This window comes from Nocardia coffeae (assembly GCF_019890715.1).
In the GTDB taxonomy this organism is placed as follows: domain Bacteria; phylum Actinomycetota; class Actinomycetes; order Mycobacteriales; family Mycobacteriaceae; genus Nocardia; species Nocardia jiangxiensis.
On the sequence record NZ_JAINZY010000009.1, the window covers coordinates 93,949 to 115,877 of the forward strand.

The 21,929-nt window shown below is 68.5% G+C and carries 22 protein-coding genes; 16 read left to right on the top strand and 6 right to left on the bottom strand.

The annotated features are described in order from the left end of the window. Positions 1 to 43: 43 nt before the first annotated feature. Genes K7711_RS28830 through K7711_RS28840 form a run of 3 tightly spaced genes read left to right on the top strand, consistent with a single transcriptional unit; the run spans position 44 to position 2,754 of the window. Complete coding sequence (locus K7711_RS28830) at positions 44 to 391, top strand: RidA family protein (protein WP_222972616.1); 348 nt, start codon at positions 44 to 46, stop codon at positions 389 to 391. 12 nt (positions 392 to 403) lie between these two features. Continuing rightward, positions 404 to 1,411: a class I SAM-dependent methyltransferase gene (locus K7711_RS28835; protein ID WP_222972617.1), complete on the top strand. Its 1,008-nt coding sequence runs from the start codon at positions 404 to 406 to the stop codon at positions 1,409 to 1,411. Continuing rightward, positions 1,408 to 2,754 (top strand): FAD-binding oxidoreductase, encoded by a 1,347-nt coding sequence (locus K7711_RS28840; protein ID WP_222972618.1) that lies wholly within the window; start codon positions 1,408 to 1,410, stop codon positions 2,752 to 2,754. Before K7711_RS28835 ends, K7711_RS28840 begins: the two co-directional genes overlap by 4 nt. Before the next feature lie 19 nt (positions 2,755 to 2,773). On the opposite strand, the gene K7711_RS28845 is transcribed toward K7711_RS28840, so the two are convergent. Beyond that, the gene (locus tag K7711_RS28845) at positions 2,774 to 3,046 is read right to left on the bottom strand and encodes a hypothetical protein (protein ID WP_222972619.1); all 273 of its coding nucleotides are present in this window, start codon (positions 3,044 to 3,046) and stop codon (positions 2,774 to 2,776) included. Positions 3,047 to 3,593: 547 nt separating this feature from the next. On the opposite strand from K7711_RS28845, the gene K7711_RS28850 reads away from it, so the two are divergent. Both K7711_RS28850 and K7711_RS28855 read left to right on the top strand, forming a co-directional pair. Next, positions 3,594 to 3,785, top strand: a complete 192-nt coding sequence (locus K7711_RS28850; protein WP_222972620.1) for a hypothetical protein — start codon at positions 3,594 to 3,596, stop codon at positions 3,783 to 3,785. Beyond that, a complete protein-coding gene (locus K7711_RS28855; RefSeq protein WP_222972621.1) occupies positions 3,772 to 5,199 on the top strand; it encodes an FAD-binding oxidoreductase in 1,428 nt (475 codons plus the stop codon). The genes K7711_RS28850 and K7711_RS28855 overlap by 14 nt, the downstream gene beginning before the upstream one ends. A 42-nt stretch (positions 5,200 to 5,241) precedes the next feature. Here K7711_RS28855 and K7711_RS28860 read toward each other — a convergent pair whose 3' ends face one another. Further along, complete coding sequence (locus tag K7711_RS28860) at positions 5,242 to 6,918, bottom strand: fumarate hydratase (RefSeq protein ID WP_222972622.1); 1,677 nt, start codon at positions 6,916 to 6,918, stop codon at positions 5,242 to 5,244. A gap of 216 nt (positions 6,919 to 7,134) precedes the next feature. Between K7711_RS28860 and K7711_RS28865 the strand changes: the two genes are divergently transcribed. From K7711_RS28865 to K7711_RS28895, 7 genes are all read left to right on the top strand, one after another. Next, a complete protein-coding gene (locus K7711_RS28865; protein ID WP_222972623.1) occupies positions 7,135 to 7,689 on the top strand; it encodes a MarR family winged helix-turn-helix transcriptional regulator in 555 nt (184 codons plus the stop codon). Positions 7,690 to 7,832: 143 nt separating this feature from the next. Further along, positions 7,833 to 8,726, top strand: a complete 894-nt coding sequence (locus K7711_RS28870; protein WP_040823156.1) for an STAS domain-containing protein — start codon at positions 7,833 to 7,835, stop codon at positions 8,724 to 8,726. 14 nt (positions 8,727 to 8,740) lie between these two features. Beyond that, complete coding sequence (locus K7711_RS28875; protein ID WP_040823159.1) at positions 8,741 to 9,130, top strand: STAS domain-containing protein; 390 nt, start codon at positions 8,741 to 8,743, stop codon at positions 9,128 to 9,130. Then, entirely contained in the window at positions 9,108 to 9,533 is a 426-nt protein-coding gene (locus tag K7711_RS28880) for an anti-sigma regulatory factor (RefSeq protein ID WP_051193150.1), read from the top strand. The genes K7711_RS28875 and K7711_RS28880 overlap by 23 nt, the downstream gene beginning before the upstream one ends. Continuing rightward, positions 9,526 to 10,158, top strand: coding sequence for a SpoIIE family protein phosphatase (locus K7711_RS28885; protein ID WP_222972624.1), 633 nt, complete (start codon positions 9,526 to 9,528; stop codon positions 10,156 to 10,158). The genes K7711_RS28880 and K7711_RS28885 overlap by 8 nt, the downstream gene beginning before the upstream one ends. Before the next feature lie 67 nt (positions 10,159 to 10,225). Then, positions 10,226 to 12,490 carry a SpoIIE family protein phosphatase gene (locus K7711_RS28890; protein ID WP_222972625.1) on the top strand — a complete coding sequence of 755 codons (2,265 nt, stop codon included), beginning with the start codon at positions 10,226 to 10,228 and terminating at the stop codon, positions 12,488 to 12,490. Between the two features lie 181 nt (positions 12,491 to 12,671). Further along, positions 12,672 to 13,052, top strand: a complete 381-nt coding sequence (locus K7711_RS28895; protein ID WP_308014994.1) for an STAS domain-containing protein — start codon at positions 12,672 to 12,674, stop codon at positions 13,050 to 13,052. Between the two features lie 58 nt (positions 13,053 to 13,110). Here K7711_RS28895 and K7711_RS28900 read toward each other — a convergent pair whose 3' ends face one another. Beyond that, positions 13,111 to 14,148, bottom strand: coding sequence for an LLM class F420-dependent oxidoreductase (locus K7711_RS28900; protein ID WP_222972626.1), 1,038 nt, complete (start codon positions 14,146 to 14,148; stop codon positions 13,111 to 13,113). Between the two features lie 192 nt (positions 14,149 to 14,340). Here K7711_RS28900 and K7711_RS28905 point away from each other — a divergent pair, with 192 nt between their 5' ends. Both K7711_RS28905 and K7711_RS28910 read left to right on the top strand, forming a co-directional pair. Then, positions 14,341 to 14,997, top strand: coding sequence for a cyclodeaminase/cyclohydrolase family protein (locus K7711_RS28905; RefSeq protein WP_222972627.1), 657 nt, complete (start codon positions 14,341 to 14,343; stop codon positions 14,995 to 14,997). Positions 14,998 to 15,149: 152 nt separating this feature from the next. Continuing rightward, positions 15,150 to 15,902, top strand: coding sequence for a L,D-transpeptidase (locus K7711_RS28910; RefSeq protein ID WP_222972628.1), 753 nt, complete (start codon positions 15,150 to 15,152; stop codon positions 15,900 to 15,902). Positions 15,903 to 15,957: 55 nt separating this feature from the next. Here the strand turns inward: K7711_RS28910 and K7711_RS28915 are convergent, their stop codons facing one another. Further along, positions 15,958 to 16,809 (bottom strand): bifunctional 5,10-methylenetetrahydrofolate dehydrogenase/5,10-methenyltetrahydrofolate cyclohydrolase, encoded by an 852-nt coding sequence (locus tag K7711_RS28915; RefSeq protein WP_222972629.1) that lies wholly within the window; start codon positions 16,807 to 16,809, stop codon positions 15,958 to 15,960. 205 nt (positions 16,810 to 17,014) lie between these two features. Between K7711_RS28915 and K7711_RS28920 the strand changes: the two genes are divergently transcribed. Then, complete coding sequence (locus K7711_RS28920) at positions 17,015 to 17,884, top strand: ElyC/SanA/YdcF family protein (protein WP_308014995.1); 870 nt, start codon at positions 17,015 to 17,017, stop codon at positions 17,882 to 17,884. A 27-nt stretch (positions 17,885 to 17,911) separates the two neighbouring features. Next, entirely contained in the window at positions 17,912 to 18,709 is a 798-nt protein-coding gene (locus K7711_RS28925) for a putative protein N(5)-glutamine methyltransferase (protein ID WP_222972631.1), read from the top strand. Between the two features lie 53 nt (positions 18,710 to 18,762). Here the strand turns inward: K7711_RS28925 and K7711_RS28930 are convergent, their stop codons facing one another. Next, positions 18,763 to 19,848: a hypothetical protein gene (locus tag K7711_RS28930; protein WP_222972632.1), complete on the bottom strand. Its 1,086-nt coding sequence runs from the start codon at positions 19,846 to 19,848 to the stop codon at positions 18,763 to 18,765. A 3-nt stretch (positions 19,849 to 19,851) separates the two neighbouring features. Continuing rightward, positions 19,852 to 21,111 (bottom strand): TFIIB-type zinc ribbon-containing protein, encoded by a 1,260-nt coding sequence (locus tag K7711_RS28935; RefSeq protein WP_222972633.1) that lies wholly within the window; start codon positions 21,109 to 21,111, stop codon positions 19,852 to 19,854. Positions 21,112 to 21,929 lie beyond the last annotated feature (818 nt).

The following is a 21,929-nucleotide window of genomic DNA, read 5'->3' on the forward strand; positions in this document are numbered from 1 at the left end:
CCGACCTGCGCACAACGCCGGTCCGCGGAAGGAGAACAGTCTCGTGAACGCTCCCTTTCCCGCGGCCCGCATCGGCGGTGGCCTGATCTTCACTTCGGGTCTGGCCGCGATCGACACCGCCACGATGACGCCGTCCGCCGAGACCTTCGACGAGCAGGCGACCAACGTGCTCGACCAGCTCGACGCCGCACTCGACGCGGCGGGCAGCAGCCGCGCACAGGTCCTGAAACTGGACTGCTATCTGTCCGACCGGCGGTGGTTCGCGTCCTGGAACGCGGCCTTCGCCAAGTATTTCGAGTCAGCCGCACCGGCGCGGACCACAACCGTCACCACCCTGCCCATCGAGGGGCTGTTCATCGAAATCCAGGCGATCGCGGTCGCCGAATCCTGAGGGAGATCCATCATGACCGCCGCAACTCCACTCGTGCATACCCGTTCCGCCGTAGGCGATTTCACCATCCGCGACGTCATCGAGGGCCAGACGGCCGGGCAGCTCATCGTGGCCGCCGACGACTGGGGCTGGTGGGTGACGCTCCTGGGCGGCAACACCATCGCACCCACCACCGGCATCCAGCAGGCGGTGGCCGTCGGGCTGGTGCGCGCCGGATTCCTGACGCGGCGCAACCACCGCTACCACCTCACCCACACCGGTCACGACGTCGGCAAGAATCGCGGTTTCGTCCGGTGCGCGGTACGCGGCTGGGAACCCACGTTCCGCAGGCTGTCCGATGCCGCGCTCGACGAATTCATCCCCGCCGCAACCGAACCCGGCGAGGTCGCGCGCGCCTGCACCGATATCGCCCGACGACGCCCGGAGATCTTCGCGGGCATCGGCGCGGCCATCGCCGCCGACGAAACCCCGGGCTGCACCATCGATCTCGGCTGCGCCGATGCCGGTCGGGTGCAGGCCCTGGCGGCGATCGCACCGCGGGAGCGATTCCTGGGCGTGGACATCGAGGCCGAGGTGATCGACGAGGCCACCACGGTCCTGGCCGGGCTCGATCTCACCGATCGGGTCACCCTGCTGGCCGGTTCGGTGCAGCCCGAGGCCAAACCTCCGGCCTGGCTCGCGCACGTCGACCGCGACAGCGTCACCACTGCCATGTCGTTCTTCCTGCTGCATCAGCTCGCCAGCGACGGCGAGGGCATCGCGGCGGTGCTGCGCGGTTGGATGGAGTGGTTCCCGAACCTGCGCCGTCTGGTCATCGGCGACGGGTATCTCCTCGAGGCCGAACAGTGGACCCAGCAACCCTGGTTCTCGCCCACCTACGAGATTTACCACACGATCACCGGTGTGCGACTGTGGACGCAACAGGAGTACGAGGCCGCGTTCGCCGAACTCGGCTGGTCGGTGACCCGGCGCATGGAGGACCACACCATGCTGGTAACCACCGTCCTCGAACGCGGATGACCACCTCGTTCGACGGGCCGCCGATTCCGATCGACACCCGCGCGGCGGTGCTCGATCAGTTCGTCGCCGACGAGACCGGCCGCAGCGGCAGCCGCCCGCGCGGGGTCGCCCACGCGACCGGTCTCGACGACGTGCTCGCCGTGGTGGCCTGGGCACGCGACTCGCGCACCCCGCTCATCCCCCGCGGCGCGGGCACCAGTCTGGAAGGGCATCTGCTCGCCCGCGGGGACGAGCTGGTCCTGGATCTGTCTCGAGCGGATTCGATCCTGGACATCTCGCCCGCGGACTTCACCGCCACCGTGCAGCCGGGGGTGACCCGGACCCGGCTCAACGCGGCGGCAGCCGAATTCGGCCTGCAGTTCACCGTGGACCCGGGCGCGGATGCCACCCTCGGCGGGATGGCCGCCACCAATGCCAGCGGCACCACCAGTGTGCGGTACGGCGGCATGCGGGCCAATGTCGTTGCACTGCAGGCGGTTTTCGCCGACGGCCGGGTCATGCGGCTGGGTCGGGCGGTGCGGAAGTCCTCCAGCGGTTACGACCTGAAGAGCCTGCTGATCGGATCGGCGGGGACCCTGGCGATCATCACCGAGCTGACCGTGCGACTGCACCCGATTCCCGAATGCCTTGCATCGGTGCGGATCTCGTTTCCGGACGTGACCGCCGCGGTGGACGCCGCGGTCGAGATGCTGGGACTCGCACTGCCGGTGAGCCGGCTCGAATTCGTCGATGCCGCGAGTATGGCCGCTGTCAACGACTTCCGCGGCACCCGCTATGCCGAGATGCCCGCACTGTTCGTCGATCTCGAAACGGCCTCGGCCGCAGCGGCGAACGCGAACGAACGCGAGATCCATCGCATCGTCCGGGCGCACGGCGCAACCGCGGTCACCGTGGCCCGGACGCACACCGAACGACACGCACTCTGGGAGGACCGGCACACACTGTTCTTCGCGCTCAAGGCCCGCAGCCCCGGGCACCGGTTCCTGGTGACCGACACCGCCGTGCCGTGTTCCCGCATCGCCGATGCGGTGGGCACCGCGACCCGGCTCGGCGTCGAGCTGGGTCTGGACATCAGCGTGGCCGGACACATCGGCGACGGCAACGTGCATGTCGTAGTGCCCTACACCGAATCGAATCTCCCTGCCGCCCTCCGGTTCTCGGATGCCGTGGTGCGCCATGCACTCGCCGTCGGCGGCACCGCATCGGGCGAGCACGGCATCGGCCTGGCCAAGAAGAAATATCTCCGCGACGAGCACGGCGCCGCCGTGGAGATCATGACCGGGCTCAAACACGCCCTGGACCCGCACGGACTACTGAATCCGGGCAAGATCCTGGACGCGTGAACTCCCGTGTCGCCGTTGCTCAGCGCAGGCCCGGCACAGCGGGATCGGGGGCCGGGACGACGACCGCGGGGATGGGGCCGGTGGTGGTGGGACGCCCGTTCTGGGCGTAGCCCAGCCATCCGGTGCCGACGAAGACGGCCAGCAACACTGCGGTCGGTAACTCCAGCAGCAGCCATCCCTGCGGACACCACGGCAGGGTCCGCGCCGCAGCACGCCCTGTCACACCGCGGGCCTGCCGCATCTGCGGCTCACCCATCGGCACCGACCACTCACCCGCAACTCGCCGTTGCACGCCCGAAACCTCCATCATGTCGACCGGTCCGGGAATGATGCCCGAACGTCGCCGAATACTCAGAATGCCCGCTGACACACACCGCCACACCAGTAATGGTCTGGGAATTCGGCGTGTCGATACATTTTGCCCTTATTTCGCTCCGATGTCGGATTTTCCGGCTCGGTGCACCTACCCCCGGCCAGTCCGGTACAACGCACCGTTGTTCCTTCCGGTAACTGATCATTCGCTACGCTGTGATCACGTCGCGGCGGCAAGACCGATCAACCGGTGCGCCACCGCTCTCGGTGATCGGCTTCACGAACTCATGCTCAGGAGGTACGGTTCGATGCTGCATGCCCCCCGGATACCGTGTGCCGCACTGGTTCTCACACCAGCCGTGGCCGTGGCCGACGTCACACGCCAACCCTGCGGCTCGATCCCCTCCTGGTTCCCGCCCTCGGCACGGCCGCGCCCACCGCGCTGAACACGGGCGTGCGAGTACTCGCATTCGCCCGCGGCCGAGTCCGAACGACGGAGAACCTTGCGCAGAAAATCGAGAGCCGCCATGTCATCCACCCCTGAAATGATCTTCGTCGCCGCCGCCGCACTCGGCGCGGCAGCCCTGGTCACCCTCACCGCGCTGTCCCCCGCCCGCGCCGACGCCGGGTATGGTCGGGCGTACCGGGCCCGATCGAGTTCGGTACCCACAGGTCGCGATCCCTACCTCGCCGGGAGAACATCGGGTGACTTCCACTGACCGCGGCCCACTGCCACGCCGCACCCTGCTGCGCGGTGTCGGCGCACTGACCGCCGCTGCCGCACTCACACATCCGGCTACGGCCACCGCCGACACCCTCGATTGGGCGGGCCTGCGAAAACCCTTGCGGGGAAAGCTGTTACTTCCCAGCGACGGCGAATACCGATCCGCCAAAGAGCTTTTCGACCCGAGGTTCGACTCCGAGGCACCGGTCGCCGTCGTGGAGGCCACGGCGGCGAGCGATGTGACCGCGGCCGTGGCCTTCGCCCGCGAGCATCGTCTGCCGCTGGCCGCCCGCGCGGGCGGGCACTCGTACGTGGGCGCCTCGGCCACCACGGGCGCGCTGGTGGTTGATGTGCGCGGACTCGACGAGATCACGCTGACCGGCGACCTGGTGACGGTCGGCGCGGGCGTGCGCATCCGCCCGGTACTGGCCGAGCTGAACAAGTCCGGCAGGTCGCTGCCGATCGGCTCCTGCCCCACCGTCGGACTGGCCGGACTCACCCTCGGCGGCGGACTCGGCGTCGACTCCCGACGTTACGGATTGACCTGCGATGTACTGGAATCCGCGGATGTCGTGTTGCCCGGTGGAGGTACCGCGCACACCTCGGCGGACAGCTGGCCCGGACTGTTCTGGGCGTTGCGCGGCGGCGTCGGCAGCGCCGGAATCCTCACCTCGCTCACCTTCCGCACCGTCCCGTCGCAGGCTCGCGACATCGTGCGGATCGGCTTCCCCGCCGACGCGGCGGTGCAGGCCCTGACCGGCTGGGCCCGCTGGCTGCCCACCGCCGATCGCTCGGTGTGGTCGAACGTCGAGATCGGCGCTGCCGCAGGCGCTGTCGAATGTTCCATGGTGATGGTCACGCCCGCCGGACAGGGTGCGGCCGCTGCTGCCGGACTGACCGCCGCGGTCGCCAGCACGCCGACATCCACGACCCGCCGAACTCTCGACCATCTGGCGGCCGCCGACGCGATCGCGGGCGGATCGACGATCCCGCGCTCGACCAAGGTCGCCGGATCGGACATACTACGCGAGCTGAACGCGGGGGTGGCGGGCATCATCGTCGATATCGTCACCGCCCGATCTCGCAGCGGCGCAACCGGTTACGTACTCGTCGACCCACTCGACGGCGCGGTGCGCGACATACGGGCCGATGCCACCGCATTCCCCTGGCGCGCGCACGCCGCGACGCTGCAGTGGATCGTGGACGAACCCGACTCACCCGACGACGCGCGCGCGTGGATCACCACCGCGCACCGCACGCTGGGCTCCGCGTCGGTCGGCGCGTACGCCAACTATGCCGAACCCGGTGTCACGGCGGATCAGTACTACGCGGGCAACCTGTCCCGGCTGCGCACCCTGGCTCGATCCGCCGACCCGAATCGCCTGCTGCGCACCGGAATCACGCTCTGAGACGAGTCCCCGGCGCGGAATCCGCCGCGCCGGGAGGCCGAATCAGACCCGCTCGGCCGAGCGGGTGCGCACGCGCAGGGCGATGGGCTTCTGGGTCTCGGCGAAGAAGTCGTTGCCCTTGTCGTCCACGACGATGAAGGCCGGGAAGTTCTCGACCTCGATCTTCCAGACCGCCTCCATGCCGAGTTCCGGATACTCCAGCACCTCGACGGACTTGATGCAGTCCAGGGCCAGCCGCGCGGCCGGACCGCCGATGGAACCGAGGTAGAACCCGCCGTGCTCCTTGCACGCCTTGGTCACCTGCGCCGAGCGATTTCCCTTGGCCAGCATGACGAACGAGCCGCCCGCGGCCTGGAACTGATCGACATACGAGTCCATCCGGCCGGCCGTGGTCGGGCCGAACGAACCCGAGGCGTACCCGTCGGGCGTCTTGGCCGGACCCGCGTAGTAGACGGCCATATCGCGCAGGTACTGCGGCATCTCCTCGCCCGCGTCCAACCGCTCCTTGATCTTGGCGTGCGCGATGTCCCGTGCGACCACCAGCGGACCGGTCAGCGACAGGCGGGTCTTCACCGGGTACTTCGACAGTTCCTCGCGGATCTGCGACATCGGCCGGTTCAGGTCGACCTGCACCACGTCGCCGCCGAGGATGGAATCGGTCTGCTCCGGAAGGTACTGCGCCGGTTCCCGTTCGAGCTGTTCGAGGAAGACGCCCTCGGGGGTGATCTTGGCCAGCGCCTGGCGGTCCGCCGAACAGGACACCGCGATCGCCACCGGGCAGCTCGCGCCGTGCCGCGGCAGCCGGATGACGCGCACGTCGTGGCAGAAGTACTTACCGCCGAACTGCGCGCCGATGCCGAAGGACTGCGTGAGTTTGAACACCTCTTGCTCGAGCTCGACGTCCCGGAAGCCGTGCGCGGCCATGGATCCCGTGGTGGGCAGGGCGTCCAGATAGTGTGCCGAGGCGTATTTCGCGGTCTTGAGCGCGAATTCCGCACTGGTGCCGCCGATCACGACCGCCAGGTGATACGGCGGGCAGGCCGCGGTGCCCAGCGAGCGGATCTTCTCGTCCAGGAATTCCAGCATCCGGGTCGGATTCAGGATGGCCTTGGTCTCCTGGAACAGGAACGACTTGTTCGCCGAGCCGCCGCCCTTGGCCATGAACAGGAACTTGTACGCCGGATGGGCGGGATCGGCTGCGGTGGAATACAACTCGACCTGCGCGGGCAGGTTGGAACCGGTGTTCTTCTCGTCCCACATGGTGATCGGGGCGAGCTGCGAGTACCGCAGGTTCAGCTTGGTGTACGCGTCGAATACGCCGCGCGAGATCCACTCCGCGTCGTCCGCACCGGTCAGCACGCCCTCGGACTTCTTGCCCATCACGATCGCGGTGCCGGTGTCCTGGCACATCGGCAGAATGCCGCCCGCGGAGATGTTGACGTTCTTGAGCAGGTCCAGCGCGACGAACCGGTCGTTGCCGGAGGACTCCGGGTCATCGATGATCTTGCGCAGCTGGGACAGGTGCGCCGGGCGCAGGTAGTGGCTGATGTCGTGCATCGCCTCGGCGGTCAACATCCGTAGGACATCCGGCTCGACCTGCAGGAACGTCCGTCCGCCCGCCTCGAATGTGCTGACTCCCTCGGTGGTGAGCAGCCGGTAGGGGGTCTCGTCGGCGCCGGTCGGCAACAGGTCCGAGTAGAGGAAGTCAGGCGTGGTCACGAATCGCACTCCTTGTGGCTGGAATCGAGCACTTGGCACTGTATCCAGACACCGCCCGCCCATTCGATGTCAGGCAAGCCTAATCTTGCCCGGTACGAAACACAGGTTGCACCTTCAACACGCTCGGTGTACCTGTCATTGAAGTGGGGACGACCAAGGTGGAAGGCAACACATGACCAGTCCAAGCTCGACCCGTCACGGACGCGGCACGAGATCGTGACCGAACGCCGTTGGCTCGACGATCTCGAGTCCCGGGCCTGGCTCGGCTTCGTGTTCACCCGCGACCTCATCGCAGCGGCCGTCGGCCGCGATTCGCTGCGGGCCTCGAACCTGACCTACGTGGAGTACACGGTGCTGGCCCGGCTGGCCGACGCCCCCGACCATCGGCGCAGTTTCGCCGAACTCGCCGCGGTCCTGGAATGGTCGCAGAGTCGGCTCTCGCACCAGATCACGCGAATGGAGAAACGCGGACTCGTTGCGCGCGAATCGATTCCGGACGACGCGCGGCGCACCGCCGCCGTCCTGACCGGCAAAGGTTCGGACGTGCTCACCACCGCCGAACCCGCCTACGTCGACAGCGTCCGCCGGCACATGATCGACGTATTGGACCGTGATCAGCTCACCGCGCTCGCCGATATCTACGACACACTGCTGACCCATCATCGCCGCCCCGCCCAGACCGGGACACCCACCCTCGACAGGCACTCCGACCAGCTGTCCGAGCGCCGGGACGAGCCGCGTCTGCGCGACCGGGACGACCGCGCCGGATGAGGTTCTCGCACGTCCTCGATGTTTGTTTTGGCAAGCAGCGGGTATCGGGTAAGACTAGGCTCGACAGGGCATGCGAGAGCAGCCGTGTGCGCGAGCCAGACGAAGCAACCGACCTACCCTTAACGAAAGGGGCAGGAGTATTCATGTCCGACGTGTCCATCGGCCTGTCGCCGGATTCGCTGCCGACTGGTCCGGCCAACGATCTGCTCCCCCAGCTGGTCGAGCACCTGCGGCAGAATCGCACCGACCTGCGAGAGGAATGGGCCCGTCGCATCGGCGTCGCCGCACTGCTCACGGCCATGACGCCCGAGGAGGTCTTCTCCGAGGCCACCTCGATCTACGACAACTACGTCGAGGCGCTGCAGACCGGTAGCGTCGAAGCGCTGCAGGCATACGCGCGGGACCTTTCCGAACGCATCATCCCCCGGGGCGTCGACACCGAAGAGGTCATCGGCATCGTGCTGCTGCTGCGAGACGTGCTCTCGCGCAGCCTGTTCGAGAAGTACCAATCGGACTTCGATCTGCTCAAGCGGGTACTGGACGCCTACGAACCGGCCGCCAACCGCATCGCGAGCACCGTGGCCATCTCTTTCGTGCAGGAGCGCGAGCGCGTCATCCGCCAGCAGCAGGAAGCCATCCGCGAGCTGTCCACGCCGGTTCTGCAGGTCCGCGAGCAACTGCTGATTCTGCCGATCATCGGCGTGCTGGACAGCCAGCGTGCCCGCCAGCTCACCGAGCAGCTGCTACGCGCCATCCGCGCCAACCGCGCCAAGGTGGTCGTCATCGACATCACCGGTGTGCCGATGATCGATTCCACTGTCGCCAACCACCTGGTGCAGACGGTCGACGCCTCCGGGCTGATGGGCGCGAACGTCATCCTCACCGGTTTGTCCTCGGAGATCGCGCTGGCCCTGGTCACTATCGGCCTGGACCTGACCAAGATGAACGCGGTCGGCGATCTGCAGGGTGGGATCGAGACGGCCGAGCGGTTGCTCGGATACGAGATCTCCCGCCTGACCGATCGCGACGGACGGTAACCCGAGGCGGGAAGATGCCGGTACCCATTCTGAAACAGGGCACCTACCTGATCGCGTCCGTGCAATCTGCCCTCACGGACGCCGACACGGAGCGCCTGCAGGACGATCTGATGACCTACGTCAGCAGATATCGCGCCCAGGGCATCATCGTCGACGTCACCGCGATCGATGTGATGGATTCCTTCGCAGCGCGCTCGCTGCGTACGATCGCCCACATGACCAAGCTGCGGGGTGCGGAGACGGTCATCGTCGGATTGCAGCCCGAGGTCGCGTTCGCGATGGTCCAGCTGGGTCTCACCTTCGAGGACATGCACACCGCACTGGACCTCGAAGAGGGCTTGTCCTGGTTGAACAGACAGCTGCACACCCGCAACCAACGAGATGGTCGTGATCGTGGTCGGTGACAGTGTGGTGATCGCGGTCAAGATGTCGAGCGACATCGTCACCGCACGTCAGGCCGGGCGGGAACTAGCAGCGAAGCTGGGCTTCTCCCTGACCGACATCACCATGATCTCCACGGCAATCTCGGAGATCGCACGCAATATCACCAGCTACGCCGGTACCGGTGAGGTCCGCGTGGCTGTGGAGGATCGAGACGGACGTGCGGCCCTGGTTGTCCAGGCACAGGACCAGGGTCCGGGCATCCTGGACATCCCGCGCGCGCTCGAGGACGGCTATTCCACGGGACGTGGTCTGGGCTTGGGGCTTCCGGGTGCGCGTCGGCTGATGGACCAGCTGATCATCGACTCGGGCCCCGGCCAGGGAACGCTGGTCGAGATGTGGAAGTGGGTGCCTCCCCGTGCGTGACGACGGGTTGATCGGCACCATCGAATGGGCCGCGGCCGGTCGTGCGCTTCCCGGTCAACGCGTGTCCGGGGACCGTGCGGTGGTCCTGGACGCGGGCGGGGATTCGGTGCTGTTCGCGGTGCTCGACGGACTCGGCCACGGGGCCGCCGCCGCCGATGCCGCCGATCGCGCGGCCCAGGTGCTCTCGGACAACCGCGCCGAACCGCTGGACGTACTGGCTCTGCTGTGCCATCGCGCCTTGGCCGAAACCCGCGGCGCCGCACTGACTCTCGCGTTGTTCGACTCCGGTGACCGGGTGCACTGGCTCGGCGTCGGCAATGTCGAATCCCGGATCGTCGCCGCAGCCCCCGGCACCCTCGCGGTCCGCGCGACCGCGCTGCTGACCGCGGGTATCGTCGGCTACCGGCTGCCGCCGAATCTGCAGACGCAGACGGTTCCGGTGCGCGCCGGGGATCTGCTGCTGATGGCCACCGACGGCATCGTCAGCGATTTCGCCGACACCGTGGACCTGTCCCGGCCGACCTCCGAGATCACCGCCGACATCCTCGCGGGCTATTCCAAGGACACCGACGACGCGCTGGTGCTGGCCGCGCGTAATCGTGGGCATACGGGTCCGGTGCAATGAACCGGCGCACCCCCCGTCTGCACGTCGTACCGGATGCGATCTCCGGGCGAGGCAGCGAGGCCGCGACATGACCACGGTGCTGGCAGCGTTCCGCGAGGCGTACACGAATGCGTTACGCCTGCACCTGGATTCGCCGACCCAGTACACCCTCGCCGAAGGGTACGAACTCGGCCGCCGCGCGCTCGTCGAGGGCGTGAGCATCCTGGATCTGACCGAACACCACTTCCGGCTGCTGGGCCGGTGGAATCTGCTCGCCCCGCCGCCCGCGGCCGCGGCCCCGGAGGGCGGCGACCATCCCGGCGGCCCCGACGCCGGGGACACCGCGCTGGAATTCCTGTTGCAGACCCTGGCCGCCCTCGATGTGGCCACACGCGGATTCCTGGACAGCACCCGGTCCTACGAGTTGCAGCGGCTGCGCGCCGAGGACCTGGAGGGACGCGACACCTTCCGCACCGCACTGGTCGAATCGCTGCAGGACGGCTTCTTCGTCGCCGATTCGCACGGCACCCTCACCGAGGTCAACACCGCCTTCGGCGCGCTGACCGGATACGGGCCGGAGACCGTGCCCTATGCGCTGCCGCACCCGTGGACGATCACCGAGGAGACGCACTATCCGGATCTGGGCACCGAGGCGGCGCGGTTCGTCATGCCGGTGCGTCATCGGGACGGGCGGCGGCTGTGGCTCGCGGTCAGTACGTCCTCGCTGATCCGGCCCGAGGACGATGAGCGGATCTTCGTCGGCACGATCCGCGACGTCACCGCCGAACACGACGCGCAGGCCCGCGATCAGGCCGTCTCCCGGCTGGCGACCGCGGTCGCGGCCTGCACCAGCGTCGTGGAGGTGCTCACCGTCGGCCTGGACGAGCTGCGTCTGGCGATCGGCGCGGAGACCGCCGTGGTGTCGATGTGGCCGAACCGCCAGACCGGACCGGAAATGTACGTCTCCGGTGAGGACGCGGTGCAGTCGCGGCAGGTGCTGGACGCGCGAGCGCGCGCGCTGCTGGATCGCGCCTGGGTACGGCCGGGCCGGACGATGTTCGCGATTCCCGAGGGCGCGGCCAGTTCCGAGGGCATCGTGGCGCCGCTGGGCGAGACCGGCGACGCCGCGCTGTGGCTGCGTTTCGCCGCACCCCGCGCGATCAGTCCGGGCGACTGGGCGCTGTTCTCGCTACTCGTCGGTCAGCTCAGCCTGGCCGTGCAGCGCGCACGCAACTTCGACGCGGCCCGTTCCACCTCACTGACGCTGCAGCGCGCGATGCTCGGGCCGATCGAACTGCCGCCGCGGTTCTCGGTGCACTACGAACCCGCGCTGCCACCGCTCGAGATCGGCGGCGACTGGTACGACGTGGTGCAACTCCCCGACGGCACGATCGGCCTGGTGGTCGGCGACTGCGTCGGTCGTGGTCTGTCCGCGGCGGTGGTGATGGGGCAGCTGCGCACCGCGGCACGCGCGCTGCTGCTGCGCGGGGCCGGACCGGCGCAGCTGCTGGCCGAGCTGGACACCGTCGCCGCGCGCATCCCGGGTGCGATGTGCACGACCGTCTGCGCGGCGATCCTGGATCCCGAGCGCGGGACGTTCCGCTACTCCAACGCCGGGCACATGCCGCCGGTGCTGGCCGCCCCCGGCACGAAGGGCCGTCTGCTCGAGGGCGGGCGGGCGGTGCCGCTGGCGACCTTCGACACTCCGCAGCGCCCCGAGGCGACCACGACACTCGAACCGGGCTCGACGCTGGTGTTGTTCACCGACGGGCTCGTCGAACAGCGCGGTGTCGACATCGACATCCGCTTCGACGAACTGGCCGACGAGTTGTCCGATGCGGCCGACATGCCGCCGCGGGAGGTCGCCGACGCCGTGCTGTCCCGGCTGCGACCGGCGGGCGGTTACGACGACGACGTCGCCATGGTCGTCTACCGGCAGCCGCCGCGCGCACTGCACCTGGACGAGACCGCCGAGGCGAGCCGCTTGTCCGGGATGCGCCGCCGTCTGACCGCCTGGCTGGGCGCGGCGGCGGTGCCCGCCGACCTGGCCACCGATCTGGTCGCCGCCGCCAACGAGGCGTGCAGCAACTGCATCGAGCACGCGTATCTCGGCGGCTCGCCCGGCCGGGTGGTGCTGTCCGCGGACTGCGCGCTGGACCGGGTCACCATCGAGGTCTCCGACGACGGCAGCTGGCGACCGCTCCCGGAGGATCCAGGTTACCGCGGTCGCGGGATCGCCATGATGCACGCGCTGACCGACGAGCTGACGATCGATCACGTCGGGGTGGGCACCCATGTGCGGATGATCGCCAAACTTCCAGCGGTGTCGTTCTCGGCGGCCAGCCGGGTCTAGCCGCCGGGCTCCCGCTCGCACACAGCGCCCGCACGCCCCCGGAGCACACCTCGTCGGCAAATGTCCCGAAAATTCGGAATAGTCGGCGTACCTGGGCTTTTCGCGTTCGGGAATACTACGAAACACCGACAATCCACGGGACGATGCGGCATCCGGCGCGGGTTCGTGGCAGATTGTCTAGGTGACCAACACTTCCGGAGACGCGCATCCCCTCGCCGACGCGATGACCACATCGGTCTCGGTGCACGACGAAGCGACCGTGCTCACGGTCGCGGGTGAGGTCGATCTGGCGACCGCCCCGGCGCTGGAGAACGCGATCGAAGCAACACTGGGTGGTAAGCCCGCGGTCGTCATCATCGATCTGACCCAGGTGAGCTTCCTGGCGTCGGCCGGTATGGCGGCCCTCGTCGGCGCGCACAAGCGCGCCGGTGAGACCACCCGCATCATGGTCGTCGCCGACGGCCCGGCCACCGGCCGTCAGCTGAAGGTGACGGGCCTGGACAAGGTCTTCTCGATGCATACGACCCTGGACGGCGCGCTGGCCGCGCTGCGCCAGAACTAGCACCTCGAAGTGCCCGTCGTCCCGGCATGTGCGCCGGGACGACGGGATTTCGGTCGTTTCAGACCAGGCCGCGCAACTGCTCGATGAGCTTGACCCGGTCCGCGGCGGTCTCGGCCATCGGCACCACGTTCAGCACTGTCACGCCGGCCTCGGCGAATGCGGCGACCCGATCCTTCACGAACCCGGCCGACCCGATCAGCGAGACGTCGCGCACCAGCTCGTCGGGCACGGCCTTGGCGGCCGCGTCCTTCTCACCGGCCAGGTACAGCTCCTGGATGCGGTCCGCGGCCTCGCCGTAGCCGTATTTGGTGGCCAGGGTGTGGTAGAAGTTCTTGCCCTTCGCGCCCATGCCGCCGATGTACAGCGCCAGGTGCGGTTTGATGAATTCGCGCAGCCCCTCGACGTTGTCGCCGATCGCCAGCGCGGGCCCGGCGAACACCTCGAGCTCGCCCAGGGCCGGATTCCGCTTCGCCTTACCCGCGGCCAGGCTCTCACCCCAGATGTCGTCGGCCTTCTCGGGCAGGAAGAAGATCGGCTGCCAGCCCTCGGCGATCTCCGCGGCCAGCTGCACGTTCTTCGGGCCCAGCGCGGCCAGCAGCACCGGAATGCGTTCGCGCACCGGATGATTGATCAGCTTGAGCGATTTACCCAGGCCGGTCCCCTGCTCGGCGGGCAGCGGGATCGTGTAGTGCTTGCCCTCGAACGACAGGCGCTCGCGCCGCCACACCCGGCGGCAGATCTCCACGACCTCGCGGGTGCGGCCGATCGGGGCGTCGTAGGGCACACCGTGGAAGCCCTCGATCACCTGCGGGCCCGATGCGCCCAGGCCCAGGATGTAGCGGCCGTCCGAGACGTAGTCCAGCCCGGCCGCGGTCATCGCGGTCAGGGTCGGCGTGCGGGTGTACAGCTGCAGGATGCCCGAGGCCAGCTGCACGCGCTCGGTCTTGGCGGCCAGATAGCCCAGTGCGCTCACCGCGTCGAAGGAGTAGGCCTCCGGTACGAACACGATGTCCAGGCCCGCACGCTCGAGATCCGCGACCTCGGCCGCGACCTCCTTGAATCCGCCCGCATAGTTGATGCCCAATCCGATACGCATGAAGCTCAACCTACTGCGCATCGGCCATCGGACCGCGTGACCCCCCACACTCGAAGATCCGGCCACCGCGCCGACCCGGGTACCGGACCGCACACCCGGCGGCGAACCCGGTACGGTATGCGCATCCCTGGCACCGATCGGCCCGCGCCGATCATTCGAACAGTCGCGCACCGAAACGGGAGGCCCCGCAACATGTCTCAGGACACCGCATCGTCCACCGGCACCACGACCTTCGGTGCCTCGGCCATCGGGCGGTACCTGGACGATCTGGCCGCCAAGATCCCCGCTCCCGGTGGCGGCGCGGTCGCGGCGCTGCACGCGGCCCAGGCCGCCGCGCTGGTGGCCATGGTGGCCCGCTACACCACCCGCGCCAAGGATGCCGACAACCGGCCCGCCATCGACCGCATCATCGCCGCCGCCGACGCGGCGCGCGAGCGCTCGCTGGCCCTGGCCGACGCCGACGCCGAGGCGTTCACCGCCGTCGGCGCGGCCTACAAGCTGCCCAAGGAGTCCGACGCCGAGCGCGCCGCCCGCGGCGAGGCGATCACCGTCGCGCTGCTCGCCGCCGCCCGGGTGCCCGCCGCCGTGGTCGCGGAGGCCGACGAAATCCTTTCGCTCGCAGCCGATCTGCTGCCGATCGGCAATCCGAACGTGGTCACCGACATCGGCGCCGCGGCCGACGCGGCCCGCGCCGCGGCCACCAGTTCCCGGCTCAACATCGCCATCAACGTGACCTCCCTGAGCGAGGGCGAGGGCGCGGAGTTCGCCCCGGTGCTCATCCGCATCGAGGAGCTCACCGCGCGCGCCGACGCGGTCTACACCGATGTGATGGCCGCCGTCCACCGCTGAGTGAAAATCCCGCCGAACAGCACATGAGCGGCGAGGAGCGGTGTTACGACATGCGACAATTTGGTTACGAAGCGCGCGCTTTCGACGGGTCGGCGTGATCATGAAGTTCTAAAATGAACGTCTCATAACCACACCAGCGAAGGGGTGGGGTCATGCGGAACATGATTCGTCATTTGTTCTTCGCGATCATCATCGCAGCCCTCGCGGCGATTACCTCCGGTACCGCCGCCGCGGCATTGCTCACACCACAGCAGATTCCTGCCGTAACGTCGATTTCACCTGCCAACGGTGCACTGGTGGGTATCGCACATCCGGTCACGGTCGATTTCGCGCAACCGGTCACCGATCGCGCACTGGCCGAACGATCCGTCACGATCAGCACCGATCAGCGGTTACCGGGCGCATTCGCCTGGAACGGCGATCGGGAACTGGTCTGGACGCCGGACCAGTTGCTGCCGGTCAACGCTCGATTCACGGTGCAGGCCGGACATGCGCAGACGCGATTCGTCAGCAATGGCGGAACGCATGCCGATGCCAATATGTCCGCGCACACTTTCACCGTATTCGTCCCCGGCCAGGCGCCGCGGGTGATGCCCGCATCGATGGGAAAGCCGTCCCGGCCGACGCCGGTCGGCACCTTCCCGGTGATGGAGAAGGACCGCACCATCACCTTCGATTCGCGCACCATCGGCATTCCGCTCAGCTCGCCCGAGGGTTACTACCTGAAAGGTGAATTCGCCGAACGGCTCACCTCGGGTGGAGTTTTCGTCCATTCCGCGCCGTGGTCGGTCGGGCAGCAGGGCAATTCGAATGTCAGTCACGGATGCATCAATCTCGCGCCCGCGGATGCACAGTGGTATTACAACCAGGTCAGCGTCGGCGATCCGGTGACCACACACTGGTGAGTCGTGACGAGCCGGTGGCGAGCCGCGTGTTTCGGGCGCGGCTCGCCGCCACACCCTAGGCCCGGCTCGCCTCGGCCGCCCGGACGACGTGACGCATCAGCAGAGCGGTGGTGACCGGGCCGACACCACCCGGAACCGGGCTCAACGCACCCGCCTTACCCCGCACCGACGCCGCGTCCACATCGCCGACGATCTTGCCGTCCGGTCCCTCGTTCGTGCCGACATCGATGACCACCGCGCCCTCGCGCACATGGTCGCCGGTGATCAGGCCCGCGCGGCCGGCGGCGGCGACCACGATGTCGGCGGCCGCGGTGACCGCGGGCAGATCGGTGGTGCGGGAGTGGCACACCGTCACGGTGGCGTCCTCGGCGAGCAGCAGCTGCGCGAGCGGCTTGCCGACCACGTTCGAGCGACCCACGACCGCGACATGCTTTCCGGCCAGCGGAATCTCGTGATGCTTGGCCAATTCGACGACGGCCTCGGAGGTCGCGGGCGGGAAGCCCGGCAGGCCGGTCGCCAGCAGGCCCAGTGAATGCGGGCTGACCCCGTCGACGTCCTTCGCCGCGGCGATCGCCGAGCTGACGTCCTGCAACGCGACTCCGTCCGGCAGCGGCGTCTGCAGCATGACCGCGTCGACCGCGATGTCCGCGCACAGGCTCCGCAACTGCGAGCGGATCGCATCGGCGGTCGCGGCGGCTCCCAGATCGACCGTGTCGCAATCGATTCCGAGACGTCCGGCGGCGCGCTGCAGCGATTTCACATACCAGCCGCTGGCCGGATCGTCATTGGCCACCACCAGCACCAGCCGCGGCGCGGCGCCCCGCTCGGTGAGTGCGGCCGCGCGCTCGGCGGTATCGGAGTTGAGGGCGGCGGCGAGTTCCTTGCCGATCAGCGAAATGGTGTCCACCCCTGACACCTTAATCGGCCCGCCACCGGCCCCGACGCGCGGCGCGCACTATCCGCTACTCCTTCGCTACCGAACAGATTCTGGAAAATTCACAACATCCAATCCTCGTCCGACCCCTTTTCGAACCGTATCGTGGTGGCGGCTGTCTCCGAGCCAATTGCCAGCAACACAGCAGATCCGTTCGGTCGGAAAGGTATCGATAGCAGTGAAGATCGCCCGACGTGTCACCTACCTCCTCGCAGCCGCCTCGGCCTTCCTCGTCACGACCGGATCCATCTCCGGCGTCGCGGCCGCCGACAACCCACCCACTCCCCTCTACCGTTCGGCACAGGCCGCCTTCGTCAGCGGCCACAACGCGGCCGGGATACGGGACCTCGAGCGGATGGTCGCCGCCGCGCCCGCCAACCCGCAAGCACTCGCCTTACAGGCCATCTGGGCCGATTACGCGGGTGATCTGATCACCCGGGAGACGGCCTTCAACAAGCTCAACACGGTCGATCCCGGCATGGCCGCGGGCGCACGCGGTGTGCTCGGGGCGATCGGCGCGGGCGTGGGCACCCTGCCCAATCCGCTCCCCTCCATGATCGGTCCGCAGACCGCGCTGGTCGTGCTCGGCTACGGTCTGCTACCGAACGGGGCGATGCGCCCGGAACTCGTCAACCGGCTGCAAGCGGCCTGGCTACAGGCGGTCGCCGCACCCAATTCGCCGATCGTCGTCACCGGCGGCGCACCGCAGAACGGGGTGCCCGAGGCCGCCGCCATGGCGGGCTGGCTGATCGGGCACGGCATTCCGGCCTCCCGGGTCCTGGTCGAGGACCGATCGGGTTCCACGGTGCAGAACGCGCTGTTCAGCACGCGGATCATGCGGGATCGCGGCATCGGCAGCGCGGTCGTGATCACCTCTCCGAATCACGTCCGCCGCGCGGTGACCGATTTCATCGTCGCCGGAACCCGGGTGGTGGGTGCGATGACCTCGCCCAACGAGATCATCTCCCAGCTGGCGCCCCCGTCCAAGGCCGCCCAGCGGGGCATCTATCTCGACGCCACCCACACCTTCCTACCGAATTCGGGTTAACCCGCGGTTCTCGGCCACAATGAATCGATGATCGTGTCCGACATCGATTCGCTGGTCACCACGCTGCGCGCGGCGGGGTGTGTGTTCGCCGAGGAGGAGGCCGCGCTGCTGGCCGAGGCGGCGGCCTCCGAGTCGGATCTGAAAGATCTTGTTGTGCAACGTGTTTCCGGTGTACCGCTCGAACATCTGTTGGGCTGGACGGAATTTCGCGGACTGCGGGTCGCGGTGGCTCCCGGAGTGTTCGTACCGCGACAACGCACCGGATTCCTGGTCGAGCTCGCCGCCGCAGACCCGCACGACCCGTGCGTCATCCTGGACATGTGCTGCGGATGCGGTGCGCTCGGCCTCGCGGTCGCGACCGAGTTGTCCGCCACCGGAGTCCGCGTCGAACTCACCGCCAGCGATCTGGAACCCGCCGCCGTGACCTGCGCCCGGCGCAACCTCGCGCCGCTGAACGCATCGGTGTACCAGGGCGACCTGTTCACTCCCCTGCCCCCGGACCTGGCCGGACGCGTACACCTGCTGCTCGCCAACACCCCGTACGTCCCGACCGCCGCCATCGCCGACATGCCGCCCGAGGCGCGCGATCACGAACCGCGCACCGCACTCGACGGCGGTCCGGACGGACTCACCGTCTTCCGCCGCGTCGCCGCAGCGGCACTGCACTGGCTCGCACCCGGCGGGCGCCTCCTGGTCGAGACCAGCAGCGAACAATCCGCCCTCGCCACGGAAATCCTTGCGCACCACGGACTCACACCGACGGTCGCCGAATCCGAGGAGCTGTACGCGACCGTCGTCATCGGGACCCGCCCGATCACCGGATAGCGCGAACTCTCCGGCGAAACCACGTCATCGAGGCGGCAACCGCAGCGGGCGGTTCAGGGTTGACGCCGGATGACCGTGGGATCCGCGGGGTCCGTCCCTGTGTCAGGCGGGTTCGATGTGCCGGATTGTTGTTGAGGCGCCGAGGCTTCCGGGTTTGCTCCGCCCGGCTGTTGCTGGGGCGACGGGGCTTGCGAATGCGTTCCGCCCGGCGGCTGCGAGTACCCGCCCGGCAGCTCGGTGCCCGCCTGGGGCGAGTATCCACCCGGCAGCTGCGCACCCGGCTGGGGCGAGTTTCCGCCCGGCGACTGCGCACCCAACTGCGGCGCATATCCACCCGGCGACTGCGCACCCGACTGCGGCGCATATCCACCCGGCGACTGCGCACCCGACTGCGGCGCATATCCACCCGGCGACTGCGCACCCGGCTGAGGTGTATATCCGGCCGGTGGCTGCGTACCCGGCTGCGACGGGTATCCACCCGGGGACGGGGTGCCGGGCTGAGGGTATCCGCCGCCGGTCTGCGGTTGCGGATACGAGCCGCTCGCAGGCGGTGTGGGAAATGCCGCGCCGGACTGCTGGGGCATCGCCTGGGGTGACTGGATGCCGAACTGGACCGGGTATCCACCGGTGGATCCGCCCGGCCCCAATGCGCCGAGGTTCTGGGTGATCGCGTCGATACTGGTCTGCACGCCCTGCAGACCGGCTTCGAGCGCCACCGGGTCAGGCTTGGTCGTGGCCGAGACATATTGGGCCACACCGGCTTCGACGGCCTCCACGGCGGCGGTGGCATCCGGCAGCGCCTGATCACGATGGGACTGCGGCAGGGTGGCGATGGCGATCAGGTGGTTGTCCACCGCCAAGGCCGACTGTTCCAGTCCCGCACGCAGATTCACGCTCGAGGCAGTGTCGTAGGCGTTGACGCCGTGCAGAGCGCGGATCGCGTCCCGCAAACGGCGGTGCAGGCGCGCCTCGGGGTCGTGCGAACCCGCCCACGACGACGGCGCGTTCGAGGGCATGCCCGGCACGATCTGGTTGTCGTACGCGATCGACTGCTTCTGGTGGCGGGCGATCGTCATCACGATCGCCGCCACACCGCCCACCAGCACCAACAGCGCCAGCAGAATCAGCAGAAGTACCACCGCTCACCTCCGATGGGTCGAATGGTGCACGGTGGTGGTGTGCCCGTGCCCGGTCGAATGGTGCCCGAACTTCATGTACAGCACGACGATCGCGATGACCACGATTATCGCCAGCGTGGCGGCGATGGCGATCTTGATCTTGCTCCACGGCCGCTCACCGGACACCTCACCGGTCAGCCCGTTGATGTAGACGTTGAACGGCCGATCCATGTAGATCACCGTCAACAACCAGATCGGCAGCAGGACATGCTTGTACGCCAGCGAGTTCCAGGTCGAGTTCAACGAATGGATGCGCTGCTGGTCGCCGCCGATATCGCGGCGAACCGTGTGCTCGATCTCGCTTTCCATCTCCGAACGCGCCTCGGGCAGGGACTCCTCGGCGTCGCGGTCGTAGGTGCGGGCGAGATGACCGGCCACGTATTCGGGTGAGTAGGTCGTCGCGTCCTCGATCGGCCACGGCTCGAGCGTCTTGATCCGGCCGCGGTCGGCGTGCTCGTTGGCCAGCACCGGGACATCCACGAACTGATTGGCGACCTCGCCCTGCACCGGATACCACCGCACCCGGGTCACCGTCTGCAGATCGCCGTCGCTGTCCCGGTAGGTCTCGGTGTACTCGATGCCCTGCTCGCCCTGATACCAGGTGTAGGTGTCGGCGTTGTAGGTGAAGTACGCGTGATAGACGCTCGCGAACGAGCCCATCCGCTTGTATTTCTTGAACTCACTGGGCGCGAACCACCGTCCGGAGACCCACTTCTCGACCAGGACGCGCGCGTTCTTCTCATCGACGCGGAAGGGCACCACGCCGTCGACCGGCAGCCGCGCGGGCGCATTGTGCACATCGTCGCGCTGGATCGGCGTGGCACAGTAGGGGCATCTGGTCGCGGTCAGGCTGCCGACGAACGACGTTGTGCCGCCACAGTTCTGGCATTTGATCTCGTGATTCCCGGTGACCTCCGGCCCCGCGGTGGTGGCCTGCAACGCCCGCAGCTCCCCCATCGCCTCGCGCAGGTCGCGCGCCGCGACGGGCGCCCGCGGCGCCTCGATCTCGGAGTAGTTGCCACAGTTCGGGCACCGCAACTTCTGGCTGGCGATATCGAATTGCAGCTGCCCGCCACAGGCCGAACACGGATAGGTCCGGGTGTGCTCGGTGACATGCAGCATCGCCCGATCCGGTTGCGGCGGAGGCTGTTTCGCAGGCGCACCGGACTGCTGTCCTTCGACGCCGCCCGACGGAACGAAATTGACCGCCACAGCCGCAGCCACCGGCGGCGGCCCCATCGGCCGTTGCGGCGGACCCATCGGCGGAGGCCCGCCATACCCTCCACCGGGCTGCGGACCACCGGGGAATTGCGGCGCACCAGGATTCGGACCACCCGGCAACGGCGGCGGACCACCCGCCGACTGCGAACCACCAGAGTTTGAACCGCCAGGTTGTGGACGTGGCCCACCAGGCGACTGCCGCGCACCAGGATTCGATCCACCAGGCAACGGCGGCGGACCGGCGGGCGGTTGCGGTGCACCGGGATTCGGCCCACCGGGCGGCGATGGTGGACCACCGGGGGAACGCTGTCCGCCGGGGAGCGGACCGCCGGAGGGTGGATGCGGGCCGCCGAACGCTTGTGGCGCAACAGGATTCGGCTGGCCGGGCAAGGGCGGGGGGCCGGCGGGTACCGGCGCGGAACCCGATACGGAGAAATTCGCCGGGGACTGCGAACCCCACGGCGCAGCACCGCCAGTGTCACGTGGCGGCACGGGAGCATTCGGTCGCCCCGGCAACGGCGGCACCGGCCCGGCCGAACCGGGCAACGGCGGCGGCTCGTTTCCCAGCGGCTGCGGGCCACCCGGTCGCGGGCCGCCGGAGGGCGGGAGGCCCGGCGGTGGAGGCGGGTTCTCCCCCGGCCGAACCGGTTGTCCGCCACCGTAATTGCGCGTCGGCGCGGACGCCGGGTATACCTCGCCGGGCGCACCCGACGGGCCCTGCTGCGGCGGACCCCCGCCGCCCGGTGGTGGCGGCGGGGTCTGCGGTGCGCGATCTGGTTGCTGTGGGTTGTTCATGGTTCCCCCGGGACCGTACTGACAGG

Coding starts and splice junctions, on each gene's coding strand:
- K7711_RS28905 (WP_222972627.1), top strand. CDS start 14,341: ATGTCTCAGGACACCGCATCGTCCACCGGCACCACGACCTTCGGTGCC.
- K7711_RS28925 (WP_222972631.1), top strand. CDS start 17,912: ATGATCGTGTCCGACATCGATTCGCTGGTCACCACGCTGCGCGCGGCG.
- K7711_RS28890 (WP_222972625.1), top strand. CDS start 10,226: ATGACCACGGTGCTGGCAGCGTTCCGCGAGGCGTACACGAATGCGTTA.
- K7711_RS28910 (WP_222972628.1), top strand. CDS start 15,150: ATGCGGAACATGATTCGTCATTTGTTCTTCGCGATCATCATCGCAGCC.
- K7711_RS28870 (WP_040823156.1), top strand. CDS start 7,833: ATGTCCGACGTGTCCATCGGCCTGTCGCCGGATTCGCTGCCGACTGGT.
- K7711_RS28875 (WP_040823159.1), top strand. CDS start 8,741: ATGCCGGTACCCATTCTGAAACAGGGCACCTACCTGATCGCGTCCGTG.
- K7711_RS28880 (WP_051193150.1), top strand. CDS start 9,108: ATGGTCGTGATCGTGGTCGGTGACAGTGTGGTGATCGCGGTCAAGATG.
- K7711_RS28850 (WP_222972620.1), top strand. CDS start 3,594: ATGTCATCCACCCCTGAAATGATCTTCGTCGCCGCCGCCGCACTCGGC.
- K7711_RS28840 (WP_222972618.1), top strand. CDS start 1,408: ATGACCACCTCGTTCGACGGGCCGCCGATTCCGATCGACACCCGCGCG.
- K7711_RS28835 (WP_222972617.1), top strand. CDS start 404: ATGACCGCCGCAACTCCACTCGTGCATACCCGTTCCGCCGTAGGCGAT.
- K7711_RS28900 (WP_222972626.1), bottom strand. CDS start 14,148: ATGCGTATCGGATTGGGCATCAACTATGCGGGCGGATTCAAGGAGGTC.